Origin of the sequence: Maribacter taeanensis, assembly GCF_047345145.1 — a bacterium.
In the GTDB taxonomy this organism is placed as follows: domain Bacteria; phylum Bacteroidota; class Bacteroidia; order Flavobacteriales; family Flavobacteriaceae; genus Maribacter_C.
Genome location: NZ_JBLFER010000001.1, coordinates 325,886 through 345,530 on the forward strand (window position 1 = coordinate 325,886; position 19,645 = coordinate 345,530).

Annotated in this window: 16 protein-coding genes and 1 other RNA gene; 9 read left to right on the forward strand and 8 right to left on the reverse strand. The window is 35.5% G+C overall.

Annotated features, from left to right (window positions below):
- Positions 1–92: 92 nt before the first annotated feature.
- From ACKWCD_RS01370 to ACKWCD_RS01380, 3 genes are read right to left on the reverse strand one after another with little or no spacing between them, the layout of a single operon-like run.
- Positions 93–1,616 carry a hypothetical protein gene (locus ACKWCD_RS01370; RefSeq protein ID WP_413982127.1) on the reverse strand — a complete coding sequence of 508 codons (1,524 nt, stop codon included), beginning with the start codon at positions 1,614–1,616 and terminating at the stop codon, positions 93–95.
- Positions 1,617–1,659: 43 nt separating this feature from the next.
- Positions 1,660–2,049: an acyl-CoA thioesterase gene (locus tag ACKWCD_RS01375; RefSeq protein ID WP_413982128.1), complete on the reverse strand. Its 390-nt coding sequence runs from the start codon at positions 2,047–2,049 to the stop codon at positions 1,660–1,662.
- Between the two features lie 3 nt (positions 2,050–2,052).
- A complete protein-coding gene (locus ACKWCD_RS01380) occupies positions 2,053–3,102 on the reverse strand; it encodes a glutaminyl-peptide cyclotransferase (protein ID WP_413982129.1) in 1,050 nt (349 codons plus the stop codon).
- Between the two features lie 188 nt (positions 3,103–3,290).
- Here ACKWCD_RS01380 and ffs point away from each other — a divergent pair.
- The 3 genes from ffs (at position 3,291) to fsa (ending at position 4,988) form a co-directional block, all read left to right on the forward strand.
- An RNA gene (gene ffs / locus ACKWCD_RS01385) (signal recognition particle sRNA small type) lies at positions 3,291–3,389 on the forward strand.
- A gap of 69 nt (positions 3,390–3,458) precedes the next feature.
- On the forward strand, positions 3,459–4,268 hold the full coding sequence (locus ACKWCD_RS01390; protein WP_413982130.1) for an SDR family oxidoreductase: 810 nt from the start codon (positions 3,459–3,461) through the stop codon (positions 4,266–4,268).
- Positions 4,269–4,334: 66 nt separating this feature from the next.
- Entirely contained in the window at positions 4,335–4,988 is a 654-nt protein-coding gene (fsa, locus tag ACKWCD_RS01395) for a fructose-6-phosphate aldolase (protein WP_413982131.1), read from the forward strand.
- 77 nt (positions 4,989–5,065) lie between these two features.
- Here the strand turns inward: fsa and ACKWCD_RS01400 are convergent, their stop codons facing one another.
- Positions 5,066–6,454 carry a transaldolase gene (locus tag ACKWCD_RS01400; protein ID WP_413982132.1) on the reverse strand — a complete coding sequence of 463 codons (1,389 nt, stop codon included), beginning with the start codon at positions 6,452–6,454 and terminating at the stop codon, positions 5,066–5,068.
- A 179-nt stretch (positions 6,455–6,633) separates the two neighbouring features.
- On the opposite strand from ACKWCD_RS01400, the gene ACKWCD_RS01405 reads away from it, so the two are divergent.
- Together ACKWCD_RS01405 and ACKWCD_RS01410 are read left to right on the forward strand one after the other, a co-directional pair.
- On the forward strand, positions 6,634–8,262 hold the full coding sequence (locus ACKWCD_RS01405; RefSeq protein WP_413982133.1) for an ABC-F family ATP-binding cassette domain-containing protein: 1,629 nt from the start codon (positions 6,634–6,636) through the stop codon (positions 8,260–8,262).
- Between the two features lie 48 nt (positions 8,263–8,310).
- Positions 8,311–9,441, forward strand: a complete 1,131-nt coding sequence (locus ACKWCD_RS01410) for a hypothetical protein (RefSeq protein WP_413982134.1) — start codon at positions 8,311–8,313, stop codon at positions 9,439–9,441.
- Positions 9,442–9,452: 11 nt separating this feature from the next.
- On the opposite strand, the gene ACKWCD_RS01415 is transcribed toward ACKWCD_RS01410, so the two are convergent.
- On the reverse strand, positions 9,453–10,172 hold the full coding sequence (locus ACKWCD_RS01415) for a hypothetical protein (protein ID WP_413982135.1): 720 nt from the start codon (positions 10,170–10,172) through the stop codon (positions 9,453–9,455).
- A gap of 308 nt (positions 10,173–10,480) precedes the next feature.
- On the opposite strand from ACKWCD_RS01415, the gene ACKWCD_RS01420 reads away from it, so the two are divergent.
- Positions 10,481–10,942, forward strand: a complete 462-nt coding sequence (locus tag ACKWCD_RS01420; RefSeq protein WP_413982136.1) for a fasciclin domain-containing protein — start codon at positions 10,481–10,483, stop codon at positions 10,940–10,942.
- A 3-nt stretch (positions 10,943–10,945) separates the two neighbouring features.
- On the opposite strand, the gene pheT is transcribed toward ACKWCD_RS01420, so the two are convergent.
- Complete coding sequence (gene pheT / locus ACKWCD_RS01425; protein ID WP_413982137.1) at positions 10,946–13,369, reverse strand: phenylalanine--tRNA ligase subunit beta; 2,424 nt, start codon at positions 13,367–13,369, stop codon at positions 10,946–10,948.
- A 133-nt stretch (positions 13,370–13,502) separates the two neighbouring features.
- Between pheT and ACKWCD_RS01430 the strand changes: the two genes are divergently transcribed.
- The gene (locus ACKWCD_RS01430) at positions 13,503–14,723 is read left to right on the forward strand and encodes a TlpA disulfide reductase family protein (protein WP_413982138.1); all 1,221 of its coding nucleotides are present in this window, start codon (positions 13,503–13,505) and stop codon (positions 14,721–14,723) included.
- A 64-nt stretch (positions 14,724–14,787) separates the two neighbouring features.
- On the opposite strand, the gene leuB is transcribed toward ACKWCD_RS01430, so the two are convergent.
- On the reverse strand, positions 14,788–15,906 hold the full coding sequence (leuB, locus tag ACKWCD_RS01435) for a 3-isopropylmalate dehydrogenase (protein WP_413982139.1): 1,119 nt from the start codon (positions 15,904–15,906) through the stop codon (positions 14,788–14,790).
- Positions 15,907–15,908: 2 nt separating this feature from the next.
- Positions 15,909–17,078 (reverse strand): 2-isopropylmalate synthase, encoded by a 1,170-nt coding sequence (locus ACKWCD_RS01440; RefSeq protein WP_413982140.1) that lies wholly within the window; start codon positions 17,076–17,078, stop codon positions 15,909–15,911.
- A 149-nt stretch (positions 17,079–17,227) separates the two neighbouring features.
- On the opposite strand from ACKWCD_RS01440, the gene ACKWCD_RS01445 reads away from it, so the two are divergent.
- Positions 17,228–18,772 carry a hypothetical protein gene (locus ACKWCD_RS01445; protein WP_413982141.1) on the forward strand — a complete coding sequence of 515 codons (1,545 nt, stop codon included), beginning with the start codon at positions 17,228–17,230 and terminating at the stop codon, positions 18,770–18,772.
- Positions 18,773–18,775: 3 nt separating this feature from the next.
- Positions 18,776–19,636, forward strand: coding sequence for a DMT family transporter (locus ACKWCD_RS01450; protein ID WP_413982142.1), 861 nt, complete (start codon positions 18,776–18,778; stop codon positions 19,634–19,636).
- Positions 19,637–19,645 lie beyond the last annotated feature (9 nt).

Below are 19,645 nucleotides of genomic sequence, written 5' to 3' on the forward strand. Positions count from 1 at the left end.
ATACAAAAGAGGAAAACCATATAATAGTGGAGGTTTTAGTTTAAAATTTACTTTAAATGTTAAATATATAGGAAAAAACCTACAAAATATATTTATTGCGAAATTTGATTTGCCCCAATAGTGGGAGAAATGGTTCTTGGTATTCCTAAAATGTCAAATGGTACTTTCAAAGCTGCTTCGGTATTTCCTCTTTCCGCCGCTGCTGATGGCGATTCTACTGTGAAATTATTTTTACTCGGATCTTTGAAATTAGCATCCTCATTCAAAAATACTTCTTGGTAAAAACTTAAGTCCTCAAAATTGTAAAGCGGATCGTCTTCAAATTGCTTATTAATATCTCTAAATTTTAATAGACAATTGGTAAAGCTATATTGAAAGGCCGCTGCATTGTTGTTTCTTAAAACCATTTCAATAGAATTGCTACCGTCGATTATGCAGTTTACGAAATCAGCTTGCTCCAAATCATAAGCTAAAGATTCGGTAAAATTATCGATTTCTAAAGTTGCGCCCCCACGGAAACCATTACTCCAATAATTGGCAACTGTACAATGCACAAATTCATATTTGCCCCCAAGATTGAGGTATAAAGAAGAATTTCCAGAACTTCCTAAAACGACATTTTCACCTTCTATAAATGCTCTTCGGCCCCATAAATTGATACTTGCGCTGTTGTAGATTTGTGTATTCTTTATTTTGAGGGTGGGGGATTGTAAAAGCTCATTTCCCTCAACTAGTATGCCTACTATTGCATTTTTAAGTGTTAAATGATTTATGCTATTATTGACGCTTCCAGCGGAAATCCAAATAGTTCCCCATTGACCAGGAACATCTGACAATTCTGCTTCTAATCGGTCTCCTGAGAAAACGACTTCGTTCTCTAATAATTCTTTATCTTCACTTAATGCTCCATTAATTTGAATGGAGGCATTTGAATTTATGAACATTCCGGAGTCTTTGTGAAAATGCACGCGAGTGCCTGCTTCTATAGTCAATTCTTTTCCCTCTGGGATAGCGGCATATCCATAAATCACATATGGTTTTTGATCTGTAAAGTTTAGCTGATTATCTTCTAATTCAAATCCCTCAGTGCGTACTTCATTACCTGCTTCATCTAGACCAATTGGAATTGTTTCTTTGAGTCCATTTGATAATTGCCTTGGATATAAAAAAATAGCATCTTTAACTAAAGTAACTAGTTGCACTTCTTGCTGGTTTTCACTAGCATCAAATTGAATTGCATCTGTATATAAAAACTCGTTTTCGTTGGTTTCTGAAACATCGAATGTAGTTTCTATGAATATAAAAATGCTGTCTTTAGCAAGTATTGGAATATTATTGAATTCCTTACCAGCGGCGCCATCGACATTTAATCGATAACTGCTACTTTGCCCTTGAGATAATCGAATAGAAGGTATTTCTATATCTTCCCGCGTTCTATTATAGACTTTTAAAGTGCGAGTGCTACTGCCGATGGTACTGAAAACTGTATCCAGAAATACGGTGTCCTTAGAAAATTCTAAATTACCACTACTAGGTGTATATTGGAAATCTTTTCTACAAGAACTACCCAAAACAATGAGCATGACAGTGAAAATAATAAAGAAGTATGAACGCATTTTAGTGTTTCAGGTTCAAAATTCAGGACTCTAAAAACGTTTTTCAAGAAAACACGTTTTTAATTTCTTCAGAAATTCGCGTTGGTCTTAAGGTCTTCGCATTTAACAAACACCATTCAGTTTTTGAACGTAATAAAAGCTGATTTGTTATAGCGTTGTACATTTCAACTATTCGCATGCATGTTGCCCCTCTACTTTCCGCAATATGTGTTTGAATTTTAATTTGGTCGTTTAATTGAGCTGCGCCTTTATAGGTAATGTTATGATTCATTACTACCCAGACTACAGTTGACTGTATTTCATTAGACGCATAACGTTGCCAATGTTCTTTGGATACATCTTGAATCCACTGCACATAGCGCACATTGTTTACATGGTCTAACTCGTCTAAATCATCTTTTGAGACTATTAGTTGCTTTTCATAGTTTGTCATAAACTATTTCTTCATGATTTTTACTTCGAAAAGTTTATCCCAATCTTTTCCTGTAACAAAAAAGGTTTTTCGTTCAGGGTGATAAGCAATTCCATTCAAGACATTATCGGTGTCCACCCAATTAGGCCCTTTGGTTACTTTCTTACTTAAACCTCCAAAATTCACAACACCTTCTATAGCTCCACTTACAGCATCTATAATCATTACACCAGATTTTTGATAAACATTAGCGTACAGTTTACCATCTACATACTCAAGTTCATTAGTATTATTGAAAATCGAGGAGTTGGTAACAGTTTGCGTACGGCCTTCTTCAACAAGTGTTTCTGGATTTAAAAACCAAATGTTTTCTGTGCCGTCGCTCTTGAATAATTTTTTTCCGTCATTGGCGAGTCCCCAACCCTCTTTGCTTTCTCCATATTGAAAACTATCTATTTTTTCAAAGTCCTTTAAATCATAAATGAACCCAATTCTACTTTGCCACGTGAGTTGGTAAATCTTACCATTCATTATGGTCATTCCCTCACCAAATACGGTATCGTCAAGATCAAGTTGCTTTAAAATTTCTCCAGTCTTATAATTTACTTTTCGAAGAGAAGAACGCCCCTTCTTACCCGTACTTTCATAAAGCGTATCTTGATAAAATTCCAGGCCTTGTGTATAGGCTTTGTTATCATGGGGGTACTCTTTTATAATCTCGTAAGTGTATATTTCGGGAGCATTAGCCGCTAGAACTTTGATGCTTTTGGATATTTCTACGGATGTATCATCAAATTTAACTTCTGCATTTAAAGTTTTGTTTCCTAAGGTAGGGATGTCTAGTACTACTTGATTATTCTCAAGAACTATTTCTTTACCGTCAATAGAGTAGCTAACACCCTGGATGGTTTTGTCTTGTTTGTTGATCAAACGAATTCCCACAATCTCATTTTGTTGGAATTGTTTTTTATTTCCCTCCAATTGAATCGCGAAAAGATCTTGTGGTTCAGAACTACCACCTCCACAAGCCATAAAAAGAAGAAAGAAGGTGGTTGAAAATAAAATTTTAATCATTTTATTGTTGTTTTTTACTATTGCCGATTGAAAGTTTTACAAAATTATCTGTATTACAAGAATAGCTTTTTTTGCTAAAGGACTATTGTTGAAACCTTTGAGACAAAAATAACACCAAACCTTTAAGAACAAACAATATTTAGACTAAAATTATGAATGTAAAAATGAAAAGATTGTATATTTGCAGTTGGCAAGTCCTACACGACCAGCTCCTGTAGAATCCCCCAGGGTGGGAACGCAGCAAGGGTATATGGTTGTAGCGGTGCGATGTAGGTAGCTTGCCTTTTTTTGTGCCCAAAAGTCAAGAAAACAAACTATTTGAACCGTTGGTTTTATTTTGTTAATTTTCAAGAATTATGAATTCTAAAGTTGTTCTTATTACGGGTGGTTCCTCAGGAATTGGTAAATCTATAGGTCAGTTTCTAAAAACAAAAGGATTTACAGTTTACGGTACTACTCGAAACTTAAGCAAAAGCACAAATTTTACTTCATTCGAGCTTCTTGAAATGGATGTAACGGATGTTGCAACGATACAAAATGCGTTGTCAAAGATCATAGAGAGGGAGGGAAGACTTGATGTTTTGATAAACAATGCCGGTATTGGTATAACGGGACCGATTGAGGAAACTCCACATGAGGAGATTTTAAAAGTATTTGATACCAATTTAAACGGACCTATTCATATGATGAAGTCCGTTCTTCCTATAATGCGTGAACAGCGTAGCGGATTAATTATTAATATTACTTCGATCGCGGGATACATGGGACTTCCCTATCGTGGAGTCTATTCTGCAACCAAAGGAGCAATGGGATTAATAACCGAAGCCCTACGTATGGAGGTGAAAGATTCTGGGGTTCATATTACCAATGTCGCTCCCGGAGACTTTGCTACAAATATTGCTTCGGGTCGTTATCACTCACCTGTTTTAGAAAACTCACCTTACAAAGTTCCTTACGCAAGTACATTAGAACAGATAAACGAGGGTGTGAATGATGGAGAAGATCCTATTTTAGTGGCTCGAGCGATTTTAAAGATCATAAATACCAAGAAGCCAAAAGTGCATTATAAAGTAGGTTCATTTATGCAGAAGTTCTCTTTATTTCTTAAAAATGCTTTGCCCGATAAAGTATATGAGAAACTATTGTTGAGTCATTATAAGTTGTAATTTTGCTTGCTTAGTGGGAAAGTCTCTCACAAAAATCCATTTTATCAAATTCAAAAAGCATTTAGCATGAAATTTTTTATTGATACAGCCAATTTAGATCAAATTCGTGAAGCTCAAGCTCTTGGGGTACTTGACGGGGTTACTACCAATCCATCCTTAATGGCGAAAGAAGGTATTACCGGTCGAAATAATATTTTGAAACATTACGTAGATATCTGCAATATTGTTGAAGGTGATGTTTCTGCCGAGGTAATTTCCACGGATTTTGAGGGTATGATCAAAGAAGGTGAAGAATTGGTAGATCTTCACGAACAAATTGTTGTTAAAGTACCAATGATCAAAGATGGTGTAAAGGCATTAAAATATTTTTCTGACAAAGGTATACGTACGAATTGTACACTAGTTTTTTCGGTAGGACAAGCTCTATTGGCTGCTAAAGCTGGAGCAACTTACGTTTCTCCTTTTATAGGAAGGCTCGACGATATTTCTACTGACGGTTTAAACTTGATAGCTGAGATTCGTCATGTATATGATAATTACGCTTTTGAAACTGAGATATTAGCCGCTTCTGTGCGTCACACAATGCATGTAATTGATTGCGCTAAGTTAGGAGCAGATGTTATGACTGGACCTTTATCTTCTATTGAAGGACTTTTAAAGCACCCTCTTACAGATATTGGATTGGCTAAGTTTTTGGCAGATTACAAGAAAGGAAACTAGAAGATATTTTTCGATGATAAATTAAAAACCCTTGAATTAGATTCAAGGGTTTTTTTATGTGTTCTAAAAAGAATTTCCTAAAAATTAGCTGCCCACATAGTAGTGAATGCATCTACAATCTCTGCATCTTCTGTAATGATGCATTTGTTCATGGGGTAAATTATAAGTGCCTTAGTAAGCTCTTTAAAATTGTCAGCTTTAAATTGATTTTCAGGGTCTAAATTCGCCTGTTCAATCATACCTTTCCAGGTTGCTTCATCCGTATTGTGATTAATACCTATAAAAGTATATTCTTGCTTTTTCGAGGAAAGTGTATTGACTCGTTTATGAATGTCTTTAAAATATCTTTTGTTAGCTCCGGTCCAGAAATAGAATACTACTTTTTTATCTTTTGCAATTTCTTGCAATGAAACCTTATCGCCATTGCGATCTGTAACGATAACATTGGGAATCTTTTTTTTAGGCTGTATATTTCGAATACCTTCATATAATTCATTAATCTCCCGAATGTGTCTATTATTACCTGATCGCGTATGAAAGTCTTCAATAAAAACCTCGTTATTCGCTTCGGTGTCGTTTGCCATTAATAAATAATCAAAAGCTACTTTTCTAAAAAGATTGTCTTTTAATTCCGTTTCCTGAACTAAGCTATCAATCAAATTAAGTTTATGTCTATTAAAATGAAGATGGTTTGTAATTTTCTCATTTTCAACTCCGCATGTTTTCGCACATCCTACATAAGAGAGATTATTAAGATGTGATTTCATAAAGTCATAGTACGGAGTCAGATAACTAAGGCTTCTATTGTTGAAACTAATATCATTCCGGTAAGCGTAAAAAGTCTCTGGAAGTTCGTGTAATGTTTTTTTACCAGTCTTTTTTCGGTGCTCAAACGGATACTTCTCTTTGTAGTTATAATACGTATAATTGATACTAATTTCTGCAATTTCTTCCTCGGCCCGTGAAAGTTCATTTTCCGATTTCAACTGATCTAAAGTTGTTAGTTTTTCATTGCGCAAAGCTTCGATGCTTTGGTCAAACTCATCAGGTTCCATCAGGAAGTAAGAGGAAAAAATGAGTCTTTCTTCATCTTCGTTGGCAAGAAAAAGATCGATTAAGAAATTGTTAATTTCTGCCCCTTCTCCTGAAAACACCAAAGACTCATCAAAATCTATAGTATTCAATCTTATTTGGATACTATCACCATACTCGAAAAATACGTATTGATTTTCAGGACCGTGATTAAAATGATGAAGACCTTCTTCAATAGTTGGAAGTCTAAATGAAAAACGGTTGTTTTCATCTAAAAGCGCAGAATCTAGCACTCGGTCATTCTTTAAAAGAAAAACCTTTGAGCTGGTCGGATTGACAATCTCCCCAGCAAAAAAAACGTTAGGGGACTTTTTTTTATCTTGACTACAACCTGCTAAAATTAGAAAAAAGAGATATAGTAAATGTTTATTCATAAAATAATATCTACCTAGTAACGAACAAAACTAATAAACCCATATGTGCATTGCTGTTAATAGTGCGTTAAAAAGTTATAGGGTTTAGTTAAGGTTAACGATGAAATACACCTTCTTAAGTTTATTCGCATAAGGACTTTTATTTATTTATTTTTGCACGAAATTTTAAAGCACGGTTTATGTTATCTGTTTCAAATCTATCAGTACAATTTGGCAAAAGGGTTTTGTTTGATGAAGTGAATGTTTCTTTTACCCAAGGGAATTGCTATGGTGTAATTGGCGCCAATGGTGCAGGTAAATCTACCTTTTTGAAAATATTGTCTGGTAAACAAGACCCTACATCTGGTCATGTTCATTTAGAACCAGGCAAACGTATGTCTATATTAGAACAAGAACATAATGCGTATGACGCATCTACTGTTTTAGAGACTGTTGTAATGGGTAACAAACCCTTATTTGCTTTGAAGTCTGAGATTGATGCTTTATATGCTGATTATAACGATGAAAATGCAGATAAGATTGGAGAACTCCAGGTACAATTTGAGGAGATGGACGGTTGGAATGCGGATAGCGCTGCTGCCGCTATGCTTTCAAATCTAGGAATAAAGGAAGATCTACATTTCACTACTATGGCTGAAATGGATTCTAAGCTTAAAGTAAGAGTACTTCTTGCTCAGGCTTTGTTTGGAAATCCTGATGTTTTGATTATGGATGAGCCAACAAATGATTTAGATTATGAAACTATTAATTGGCTTGAGAACTTTCTTGCAAACTATGATAACACGGTAATTGTTGTATCTCACGACCGTCACTTTTTAGATGCTGTTTGTACGCACATTTCTGATATTGATTTTGGTAAAATGAATCACTATTCTGGCAACTATACTTTTTGGTATGAGAGTAGTCAACTAGCCGCACGACAAAGAGCTCAACAGAATAAGAAGTCTGAAGAAAAGGCTAAAGAGCTACAAGAATTTATTGCTCGTTTTAGTGCTAATGTTGCCAAGAGTAAACAAGCTACTTCACGAAAGAAAATGCTGTCGAAATTGAAGGTTGAAGATATAAAACCTTCTAGTAGACGATACCCTGCAATTATTTTTGAAAGAGAGCGTGAGGCTGGAGATCAAATACTAAACGTAGATGGTCTTTCAGCTTCTTCTGAAGACGGAGATCTATTATTTCAAAATGTAAATATAAACCTCGCGAAAGGAGATAAAGTTGCGATTATTTCAAGAGACTCTAGAGCTACTACAGCATTCTATGATATAATAAATGGTAACAAAAAAGCAGATTCAGGTAATTTTCAATGGGGTGTTACCACGAATCAATCCTATTTGCCAGCAGATAATTCTAGTTACTTTACTCAGAATATCAGCTTGGTCGACTGGTTAAGGCAATGGGCAAAAACCGAAGAAGAACGTGAAGAGGTATATATTAGAGGTTTCTTAGGGAAAATGCTTTTCAGCGGAGAAGAAGCTTTGAAAAAGTGTACTGTATTGTCTGGAGGAGAAAAGGTGAGATGTATGTTAAGCCGAATGATGATGTTAAGAGCTAATGTTGTGATGCTTGATGAGCCAACCAATCACCTAGACCTGGAAAGTATTACCGCATTTAATAATTCTTTAAAGAATTTCAAAGGCACTGTTTTACTCACTACACATGATCATGAATTTGCACAAACCGTTGCCAATAGAATCATAGAATTGACACCTAAAGGCAATATAGACAGGTATTTAACGTTCGATGAATACATGTCTGACAAGACAATTAAGGAACAACGTGCAAAAATGTACGCTGTTTCAGTATAGTTTATAGAAGCCCCCAAACGCTTGCATACTAACTATAATTTCGAACGTATGAAAACCTACTTCACTTTTTGTGCCCTTTTCGCATTGGTATTCCTTGGATGTTCTAAATCTGATGATCCCTCAAGCGAGGTCGAAGGGGGTAAAAGTATTGATGCTGATTACATAGTACTTTTAAGCAAAGATGGAATTTTAAAACCCCAACTTTTAAATGCTAATGCCGAGGTTGTTACGCTCAATCCAGCAGAAAGTTCATTGACCGAAAAGGCGAATCCGGATTTAAGCTTTGTTGATGGTGCTAACTTTATTCAGTACCATAAAGATGGTACTTGTAACGCACAGGTTATTTCTCACAATTTTAAGAACGATACAAACAAAGAGATTGCTGCTTTTTCAGATTTGGACGATTGTAATCTAACCGCTAAGGCGATTGCTAAATCAGATGATTTCCTTTTTATTTCTTACGAATTGACTGGTTCAAATTCTAGTGCTTATTTTGTGCGAATTATTGATTTAGGTGCTTCGGAATTAAGTGCGATTGATGTCACTTTAGATAAAAACCCGGTTGATCTGGCGGTTGCGAATAACCGATTGTTTATTTTAACTTCTGACGGACTAATGACCGAAGAGCATAGCCTATCTGTAATGGATATTTCGAACAACACTTTGATACATGAACTGGATTTAGGGTTTAGAGCCAGACGAATTTTTACAGATGTTCAACAGAATATTATCATTAGTAATGATGCACTACACACCACATTAAATAGCGCTACCATGGCTTATGAATATACACAATATGATAATGCTACAGCTCCAAATTTTTCTACTTCAGAATCGACAAATTTTGATTTATCGGGAAGACTATTTTATCCAATGAATCCTGGTGAAAATAGTTCTTATCCTTTGGTGCCAGCGATCTATGATTTTTCTAAAAAACGGGTAACTCTATATGCTTATGAGAACTTTCTGACTGAAGCCAAACGTAATTTTGAATATGAAATCGAAACTACAGCTACAATCGGTTATGATGAAGCCAATGGCCTCATGCTTATTGGATACCAAAAGATGAACAGCGCTTCTAAATTGGGAGGACTATTGCGAATAAGATTAGCTCCTGAACCAGCAGTGATCGATAATATCGATTTAGATGGAGTGCCTTACGAAATAATAATTAACTAAGTCAATTGCATTTATGCATTAAAATATTTGCTATTCCAGATAGCTGGATTAAAGTTTTTACCCATTGCAAATCCGTAGAAAATAACAATTGCTGCAACTGACTTAAACATAAAGAAGAAAACTATCCAAAATTCAGCACTAGTACTGGCCTTAGAAAACAATCCTTCAGGAACCAATAAGGTAATTAAATAGCTTATAGCTAGAACGAGTAATGAGAGATTCACAATATTCTTGAAAGGCCACATAAGTAGTTTTCGTAAAGGGTGCAAATCATTTCCCCATTTATGAACAAGATAAAAGTAATCATTCCCAATAGGAGCAAACAACAATGGATCATCTTTATCCTTTAATTTGAAAAGCTTTGAAGGAGCTATTATTTTAAAACCTTTGACTTCGATATTATGATCTCTTTCAAGTTTTTTAATTTCATTAAAAGCTTCTTGTGGTATGTCGCCCTTGAAATATCTAGAGTTCAGAAAACGAAGTCTATAGTCGATACAGATTTGCTTAATTTGATCAATATGAAAAATTCTATTGGTCTCAAGTTGATCAAAATCGAATTGATTAATAATTGATTCTCTCGATCTAGAAATATTTTTTTCTAACCGTTCTTGGTCGAATTCATTGGTTTTTAAAATCTCATAAACTTCTTTCAGAATCACTTCAGATTTTGAATCATTGATTTTTAGTTTTGAAAGCTCATCTTCAATATTGGTTTTCTTTAGCAACATAATCTTCTTTTTTTTAGCAGTTACTAAATTACGTAATTACTATGCGTCTAATTATCAAGTGATTTGAATAAAAGTTAATATTTTGTTAATTTCTACAAACTGCAACTTTCGTTAGCAACAATTTTACTGATATTCTGTAACTTGCCGATGAACGGATACCGTTCGTCGATATTTTAGCCCTATTCTATTAACCGGAACCTAGAACACCTATGAAATGTAAGGCATGCCCCGTGTCCCTAATTTTGCTATTTTTCTCTTTAAGCGCCTTAGCTCAAAACACACAATCAGCGACATTTAACAATGTAGAAATGGATCCTAATGCATCCATAATTACAAATACAGAAAGTTCTCAAAACCACAAGATGTTACTTGCAGCAATGCGGGCGGCAGAACTAGAAGAAATTTTGAGTTTTGACGGTCCGTTTACTGTATTTGCGCCTTCAGATCTAGCTTTTGAAAAATTACCTAATGACACCATTAAAGAGCTATTAGATCCTGATAACAAAAAGGAAGTTCAAGCTTTAATGACCTATCATATTATAGCTGGCAATTTTTCGGCTTCTAAGATTTTAATGGCAATGTCTAGAGGAGGGGGGAAAGCCTCTTTCACCACAGTTAATGGTAATGAGCTTATGGCAACAATGCAAGGTGTTGATATAATGTTAACTGACAATTTCGGAAATAAAGCTAAGATTACCACAGCTGATTCGAACCAATGTAATGGAGTTATTCATGAAATTGATACGGTAATTCGTCCCGGTAAGTTGTAAGATTTATCGTAGTTCGGCTTTCAACTCACTTTCGTAACGGTTTTTGAGCTTGCCCATAATCTTGTCGATCTGCTTGTCTGTTAAGGTGTTGTTTTCATCAAGTAATGTGAAGCCGACGGCGTAGGACTTTTTGCCTTCTGGAAGCTTTTTTCCTGTATAGACATCGAACAGATTAACATGCTTCAAAAACTTCTTCTCAGTTTGAAAAGCAAGATCATATACTTCCTTAAAAGTAATACTGTTGTCAAGCAGAAGAGCAAAATCTCGCTTAACCTGAGGATATTTTGGAATATTTTGAAAAACAATTTCGGTATCATCTACCAACGAAACAATATTGTCCCAATTAAAATCAGCAAACAGAACTTCTTGCTTAATATCAAAGTTTTTCAAAATGGTTTTTTCGACCAGTCCAAGTACTACTAATTCTTTTTTACTTGCCTTCAAAGTCAGTCCTTCAGAAAAATTAGAATTATTGAGTGGTTGAGAACTAACTTTGTTTAACCCTAAACGGGACAGTATATTTTCAGCTGTAGCTTTGAGAAAATAGAAATCTGTTTTTTGCGAAGTCACCGTCCAACTATCTTCATAACGATTTCCAGTGGCAAACAAGCTTAAGTGTTTGCTCTCTAAACGATTGCTTTCATATTGATGGTAAGTTTTACCAAATTCGAAAAACTTCAAATTTGATCTTTTACGATTTAAATTATGCGAAATTGCTGTTAACCCTGAAAATAACATAGATTGACGCATAACTGATAGGTCATTACTCAAAGGGTTTAACATGTTTATGTTATGCGCTGTTTGAATTGTGTCAGAGAGTTCATGGTATTCAGGAGAGGTAAGACTATTTGCTAAAATCTCAAAGAAACCTTGAGAGGCTAGGTGATTACCAATGATATTTTGTAATTTATAATCTTCTAATTTTGAAGTTGGCGCAATAGAAGCGTTAAGCTTTTCTGTGAATAGAATATTGTTATATCCAAATACACGCAGAACTTCTTCAATTACATCAACATCGCGTTGTACATCGACACGATAAGATGGAATCATTAGCCCAAGTCCTGACTCGGTAACATTCATAACCTTAATATCCAAAGAAGATAAGATTGATTTGATCGTATCTCTCGGAATTTCTTGACCAATAAGGTTATTGATTTTGTCAAAATTCAAGAACACTTGATGGTCGGCAACTTTATTTGAATACAAATCAACAACATCAGAAGTAATATCACCACCGGCAATTTCTTTTATTAAAACGGCTGCTCGACGTAAGGCAAATTCCACATTTTCAATATCGATTCCACGTTCAAATCGGAAAGAGGCATCGGTATTCAATCCGTGTCTTTTTGCAGATTTACGTATAGAAACAGGGTCAAAATATGCACTTTCAAGAAAAATTGAAGTTGTAGTTTCACTAACTCCTGAATGTATTCCACCAAAAACACCGGCAATACACATTGGTTTTTCAGAATCGCAGATCATTAAATCTTCTTCATGCAATTCTCGCTCAACTTCATCAAGTGTAATGAACTTAGTGCCCTTCGGCAAAGTTTTTACAATGATCTTTTTACCTTTAATTTTATCAGCATCGAAGGCATGTAATGGCTGTCCCAGCTCATGAAGTACATAGTTGGTAGCATCTACTAAATTATTCTTAGGAGTGATGCCAATTGCTTTCAATCTATTCTTTAACCAGTCAGGAGAGCTCTGTACAATAAGGTTGCTTAGTGTAATTCCGCAATATCGCGGTGCTAGTATACTATCTTTAACTTCAACATCAATTTTTAATGATCTATCAGTAATATTAAAATTACTCACCGGAGGGGTAATCAATTCCAATTCAATTTCCTTTTGGCGTAAACCTGCTCTTAAATCTCTAGCAACACCGAAATGGCTCATGGCATCAGCCCTATTTGGGGTTAGTCCAATTTCAAATACGTGGTCATTTTCTACTTCAAAAATTTCAGAACAAGGTGTGCCTATCTTTAGGGAATCTTCTAAAATCATAATGCCATCATGACTATCTCCTAAACCTAATTCATCTTCGGCACATATCATTCCATGACTTTCTTCCCCTCTAATCTTTCCTTTTTTTATTTTCCAAGGTTCATCGTTGGAATAAAGTGTTGTACCAATTGTAGCAACAGGAACTTTTTGACCAATAGCTACGTTAGGTGCTCCACAAACGATTTGTAGAGGTGCTCCATTTCCAATATCAACAGTAGTCAATTTTAAACGATCAGCATTGGGGTGTTGGATACAACTAACTACATGCCCTACAACAACACCTTGTAATCCACCTTTTACAGATTCGAAAGACGTGATACCTTCTACTTCTAAACCTAAATCAGTTAAAAGTTCGGCCGTTTGATTTACTTCCCAATCAATATTTATGAATTGTTTGAGCCAGTTGTATGATATGTTCATCGATCTTATTTAAAGGGCGTAAAGATAAAACAATGCATTAAGACATTCAATAGTGGCTGATTCGAATTGTTTTAATTTTTAAGTGTAGGTTTTTTGTTGTTATTTCGACCTTGAGAACAAATTAAAGACTTTGATGAGAAAAATAGCAAGCTTACTGATATTGATTTCTATTTTAAATTCCTGCACCCCTCAAAAAGAGAAGTCTCTCGCAGAGGGAATTTGGATAGCTGAGTTGACCGCGATGGATGATGTGATACTGCCGTTCAATTTTAAGTTAGCAAAAGTTGCTGAGAATTATGAAATTGAAATGTATAATGCTGAAGAAGTCATAACTGTTAATGAAATTGAAATTAAAAATGACTCTATTTTAATAAAGTTTCCGGTTTATGAAGGGTATATCGCTGGAACATTTACCGAGAACTCAATAGAGGGAAAATTTATAAAAGAGAGTTTAGATCGTGTTGTTCCCTTTAAAGCAGCTTACGGAGTGAAAGAACGGTTCAGAAATGCCAATCCACCAGTAGAAAATAGTACTGGTATTTGGGAGGCAGATTTTGAGAATGATGAGAAGGAAATTTATAAGGCTAAAGGAATTTTCGAACAAACTGGCGACAAGGTTACCGGTACGTTTCGAACTGAGACAGGTGATTATAGATACCTTGAAGGAGTTATGAGCGGTGATTCATTAAAGATATCGGCATTCGATGGTGCGCATGCATTTGTTTTCACAGCAAAAGTTAATGACAGTAGTATGAATGGCGCCTTTTATTCAGGAAATCATTCAAAAGAACCTTTTGTAGCGAAACGCAACGAGGCTTTTGAGCTTACCAGTTCAGATTCTCTGACCTATATCAAAGATGGCTATGACAAATTCACGTTTTCTTTTCCAAATGCCGATGGAAATCAAATTTCATTAGAAGATGAAAGATTCAAGAATAAACCAGTTGTTGTACAAATTATGGGGAGCTGGTGTCCGAACTGTTTAGATGAAACCAAATATTATGTGAATTACCTCAAGGAAAATTCAAATAATGATTTAGAAATTATTGCTTTGGCTTTCGAATATGCCAAAACTAAAGAGGGTGCTTTTAAAAGTATTAAACGTTTAGAGGATAGAATAGGAGTGGAGTATCCAATTTTATTAGCTCAGTTTGGATCTTCCGACAAGGCATTAGCCCAAGAAAAACTACCAATGCTAAATCATGTTTTATCTTACCCAACCTCCATATTTATTGATAGAAAAGGGAATGTTCGAAAGATTCATACGGGTTTTAATGGTCCTGCAACTGGAGAGAAATTTATCGAGTTTCAAAAAGAATTTGATGCATTCGTAAAGGAATTGTTAGCAGAATAAATGATACAGACTCCTTCCCCATGCAGGGGAAGGAACATAATAGTTTGATTTTTGTATTTGAGTTTTAAATAATCGTAGATTTCCCCAAACCAATATTTTCATCGTTTATATTCGGATCTTCATCTGAATCAACAATATGGTCAGCTATATAATCACCCACATAGTCAGTACCATATTTGTCACTTCCTAGAATATCTGTGGTAGTTATTCCCTTCTTAAAAGATTTTTGAACAGCTGCAGAAACGGCGTTGGCTTCTTCGTAAAGCCCAAAATGTTGTAGCATTAGTACAACACTGAAAATGGCGGCCACTGGATTAGCAATATTTTTTCCTTTAGCCTGAGGATAAGAACCGTGAAAAGGTGAGAACATTGCATTTTCATTTCCAACGGAAGCTGATGGCAATAGGCCCATTGAACCAATAACGATACTTGCTTGGCTCGTAAGGATATCTCCAAACATATTTTCTGTCAGAATAACATCAAACTGTGAAGGATTGGTCATAAGTTGTACGAAAATGTTGTCAATAAATTGACATTCAAAATGTACTTCTGGGTAACTATCGGAAATCTCGGTAACTACCTTTCTCCATAAACGTGAGGTTTCGAGTACATTTGCTTTGTCTACTAGAGTAAGTCTGCCTCTACGTTTTTTAGCTGCTTTAAAAGCCAAGTGCGTTATTCTAGCAATCTCCTTCTCAGAATATTCACAAAGGTCTGAAGCCAGAGTTGCATCCTCATTTAGTGTTTTTTTTCCGTAATAAATACCTCCAGTAAGTTCTCGGTAAATGACAAAATCGGTTCCAGCAATGACCTTTTTAGGTAAAACTGAATTTTTAACAAGGGCAGGAAAAACTTTTACGGGTCGAATATTTGCAAAAAGACCTAACTCTTTCCTAAGTTTTAATAAGCCCTGCTCTGGTCTAATTCGAGCTTCAGGATTATTGTCATATTTTAAAGCACCAATCGCTCCAAATAATATAGCGTCAGAGTCTTTACATAGTTGTAAAGTTTCTGTTGGTAATGGGTTTCCATCATTAGAAATAGCTATAGCTCCAACAGGAGCTTCCTTGTATGTAAAATGGTGATTGAAAGTTTCTTCAACAGCTTGAAGACACTTTACCGCTTGGGCCAAAACTTCAGGTCCGATTCCATCTCCTCCTAAAAGCGCTATTTTTAAATTCATTACTAGACCTTTTCGATGGCAACGTCAGTAGCAGCGATGATTTCATGAATATCTTCATCCATGATTTCTTTTTTTCTGTCTGCAAACTTTAAAAATTCTTGATAAACGGTATCTAATTGCAATTTGGTCAATTCATAACCCACTATTTTTGCACGATATGCTAAAGCTGCCCTTCCACTTCTTGCCGTAAGGACAATAGATGATTCGTTGACACCCACATCAGCAGGATCAATGATTTCATAAGTCTCTCTATTTTTGATAACTCCATCTTGATGAATACCCGAACTATGTGCAAAGGCATTTGCGCCAACAATAGCTTTGTTGGGTTGCACCATCATTCCCATTTTTTGAGAAACCATTTGACTGGTATCATATAACAATTTGCTGTTGATATTCGTATCCAAGCCTAAACTTGGGTGTTGACGAAGAATCATTACAACCTCCTCCAACGAAGTATTTCCTGCGCGTTCACCGATACCATTTATGGTACATTCGATTTGTCTTGCACCGTTTACAACTCCGGCAATTGAATTGGCAGTAGCCAATCCTAAATCATTATGACAATGACAAGAAAGCACGGCTTTGTGAATACCTTTGACATTTTCTTTAAGGAATTTCATTTTAGCTCCATATTCTTCAGGAAGACAGTATCCAGTGGTATCTGGAATATTCAAAACAGTCGCACCAGCAGCAACTACAGCTTCGCAAACACGTGCTAGGAATACATTGTCCGTTCGGCCAGCATCTTCTGCATAGAATTCTACATCTTCAACAAAAGTTTTGGCATAACTGACTGCTTCCACGGCGCGCTCGATTATAGCATCTTTATTAGAATTGAATTTGTATTTGATATGTGAATCAGAAGTTCCAATTCCCGTATGTATTCTTGGTCTCAATGCAGGCTTTAAAGCTTCCGCGGCAACTTCAATATCTTTCTTAACTGCGCGGGTCAAACCGCAAACGATTGCATTTTTAACGAGCTTGGCAATTTCAAGTACAGAATTAAAATCCCCAGGACTGGATATTGGAAAACCTGCCTCAATAATATCAACACCCAAATTGTCTAAACGCTCAGCAATTACCAATTTTTGCTCTGCATCTAATTTGCATCCAGGTACCTGTTCTCCGTCTCTGAGTGTTGTGTCAAATATTTGTACTTTATCTTTGCTCATTGTAATATTTGTGTAGTTTTATGTACCCTTTACGAATATATAACCAATAGGGGTAATCTCCTAAAAAAGCAATTAAGATTTACAACGCTTAATCACTTTTAAAGGTGTTAAAATTCTGATTAACAATTATTTAAATTACTTTTTTTACGATGACAAATGCCCATAAAGATGCTTTGTTCGTATTAGTGAAATCATTATCTAAGTCTGAGAAGCGTCAGTTTAAACTCTACGTTGGGCGTTTGGGGGTAAATACTGATGCCAAATTTATTGCGCTTTTCAATTTAATGGACAAAATGCGCGAATATAATGAGAAGACCATCTTGGCTAGCGGAATCGTAAAAAAATCGCAATTATCAAACTTAAAGGCGCACCTGTATAAACAGATTTTAATCAGTCTTCGTTTAAACCCTGTGAATCAAAATATGCGTGTTCAAATTCGCGAACAGCTTGATTTTGCTACTATTTTATATCAAAAGGGGCTCTACAAGCAAAGCTTGAAAATTCTTGATAAAGCAAAGACAATTGCTATAGAGAATGAGGAGAAAAACATTGCTTATGAAATTGTTGAGTTAGAGAAGATTATTGAGACGCAATATATTACCAGAAGTATTCCCGATAGGGCTAATGAATTAGCGATTCAAGCAAAAGAATTATCGGCTCATAATGTAATGACCAGTAAACTTTCAAATCTGTCTTTACAACTTTATGGATGGATGTTAAAAGTAGGTTATGCTAAGAGTGATGAAGACCTGAATAAGGTCAAAAGCTATTTTGAAAAACAACTTCCTAAGTACCATATTGATGAACTTGGTTTTCGTGAGAAATTATGGTTGTACAAAGCGCATTTGTGGTATAGTTTTTTAACTCAGGATTTCTTGTTTTGTTATAAATATGCTAACAAATGGGTAGATTTATTTTATGAGAACAAGGAGATGATTTATTTAAACCCTGTGTTCTTTTTAAAAGGAAATCATTATCTGTTAGAATCCTTATTTTATGTGAAATATAGTTCGCAATTTAAACAAGTGCTTGAACGTATGGAAGCTATGGTGGAGAGCAAGGATTTTCCTAAAAATGACAATATTTCTTCCTTGGCGTTCCTCTATATCAACTCCAACAAATTAAATCTTCACTTCATGGAAGGAACCTTCAAAAAGGGACTTTATTTGGTCAAGATTGTAGAGTATGGAATTGCCAAACACAAAGACCGAATTGATGAACATCACATCATGTTGTTGTACTATAAGGTCGCTTGTTTGTATTTCGGAATGGGGGATAACAAAGCTTGTATTCAGTACCTCAAGAAGATTATCAATAATAAGAATTTGAAAATGCGCGAAGATTTAATGTGCTTTGCTAGGGTACTAAGTTTGGTAGCGCATTATGAAGCAGGAATGGATTATCATCTCGAAGTGCAGTTAAAAAGCACCTATAAGTTTTTACTAAAAATGGATGATCTGCATGAAGTGCAAAAAGAGATGATCAAGTTCTTAAGGAACTTAGGGAATATTTACCCGAGCGACTTGCGAAATGAATTCCAGAAACTCCATACTGAGCTTAAGAAGTATGAAGACCACCCGTATGAGAAAAGAGCATTCTTGTACTTAGACGTAATTTCATGGTTAGAAAGTCATTTGGAAAGCAAGCCAGTGGGACAAATTATTCGAGAAAAAGCTTTGTCACTTACCCGATAACTGTTGAACGCAAAAAATCCGCACTTTTCACACTTGCTTGAGATCAATCTGGCAATGTTATTTATAAGCACTTCGGGCGCTTTGGGTAGGTACATTCTATTGTCTGTTCCTGTTACCATTGCTACTAGAGCTATTTTGTCCTTTGGTATTCTATTGTTGTACTGTAAGTTCAAAGGATTTTCCTTAAAAGTTGAAGATAAGGACCTTCCGATGGTTATTTTTGCCGGATTCCTAATGGGGCTACATTGGATTACCTATTTCTACGCCCTACAGATGTCAAACGTCGCTATTGGAATGCTTTCTTTGTTTACTTATCCTGTCTGGACGGCCTTATTAGAACCTGTTGTGTTGAAAACAAAATTTCAAAAGATTCATCTGCTTTTGGGTGCTTTGGTTTTATGTGGGATTTACTTTTTGATTCCAGATTTTAATTTAGAGAATTCATATACCATTGCCATTGGAATGGGTGTTTTTTCTGCATTGGTTTATGCTTTTCGGAATTTGATTATGAAACCCAAGGTGGGGAAATACAATGGTTCTTTATTAATGTCTTACCAAACGGGAATTGTAGGTGTTATGCTATTACCGGCATTATTTTTCACCAATCTTAATGAAGTCTTATCACAATGGGAAGCACTGGTAACACTAGCCTTACTGACAACTGCAATTGGTCATACGCTATTTCTTTTGAGTTTGAAACACTTTACCGTTACTACAGCGAGTATACTGAGCAGTGCGCAACCCGTATATGGTATAATCATCGGAATGATTTTCCTCTCCGAATTCCCATCATGGTCGACAGTTTTTGGGGGAGTTCTGATTTTGACAGCTGTGGTTGTAGAAAGTGTTCGAACGTACCGATAAACTTATGTT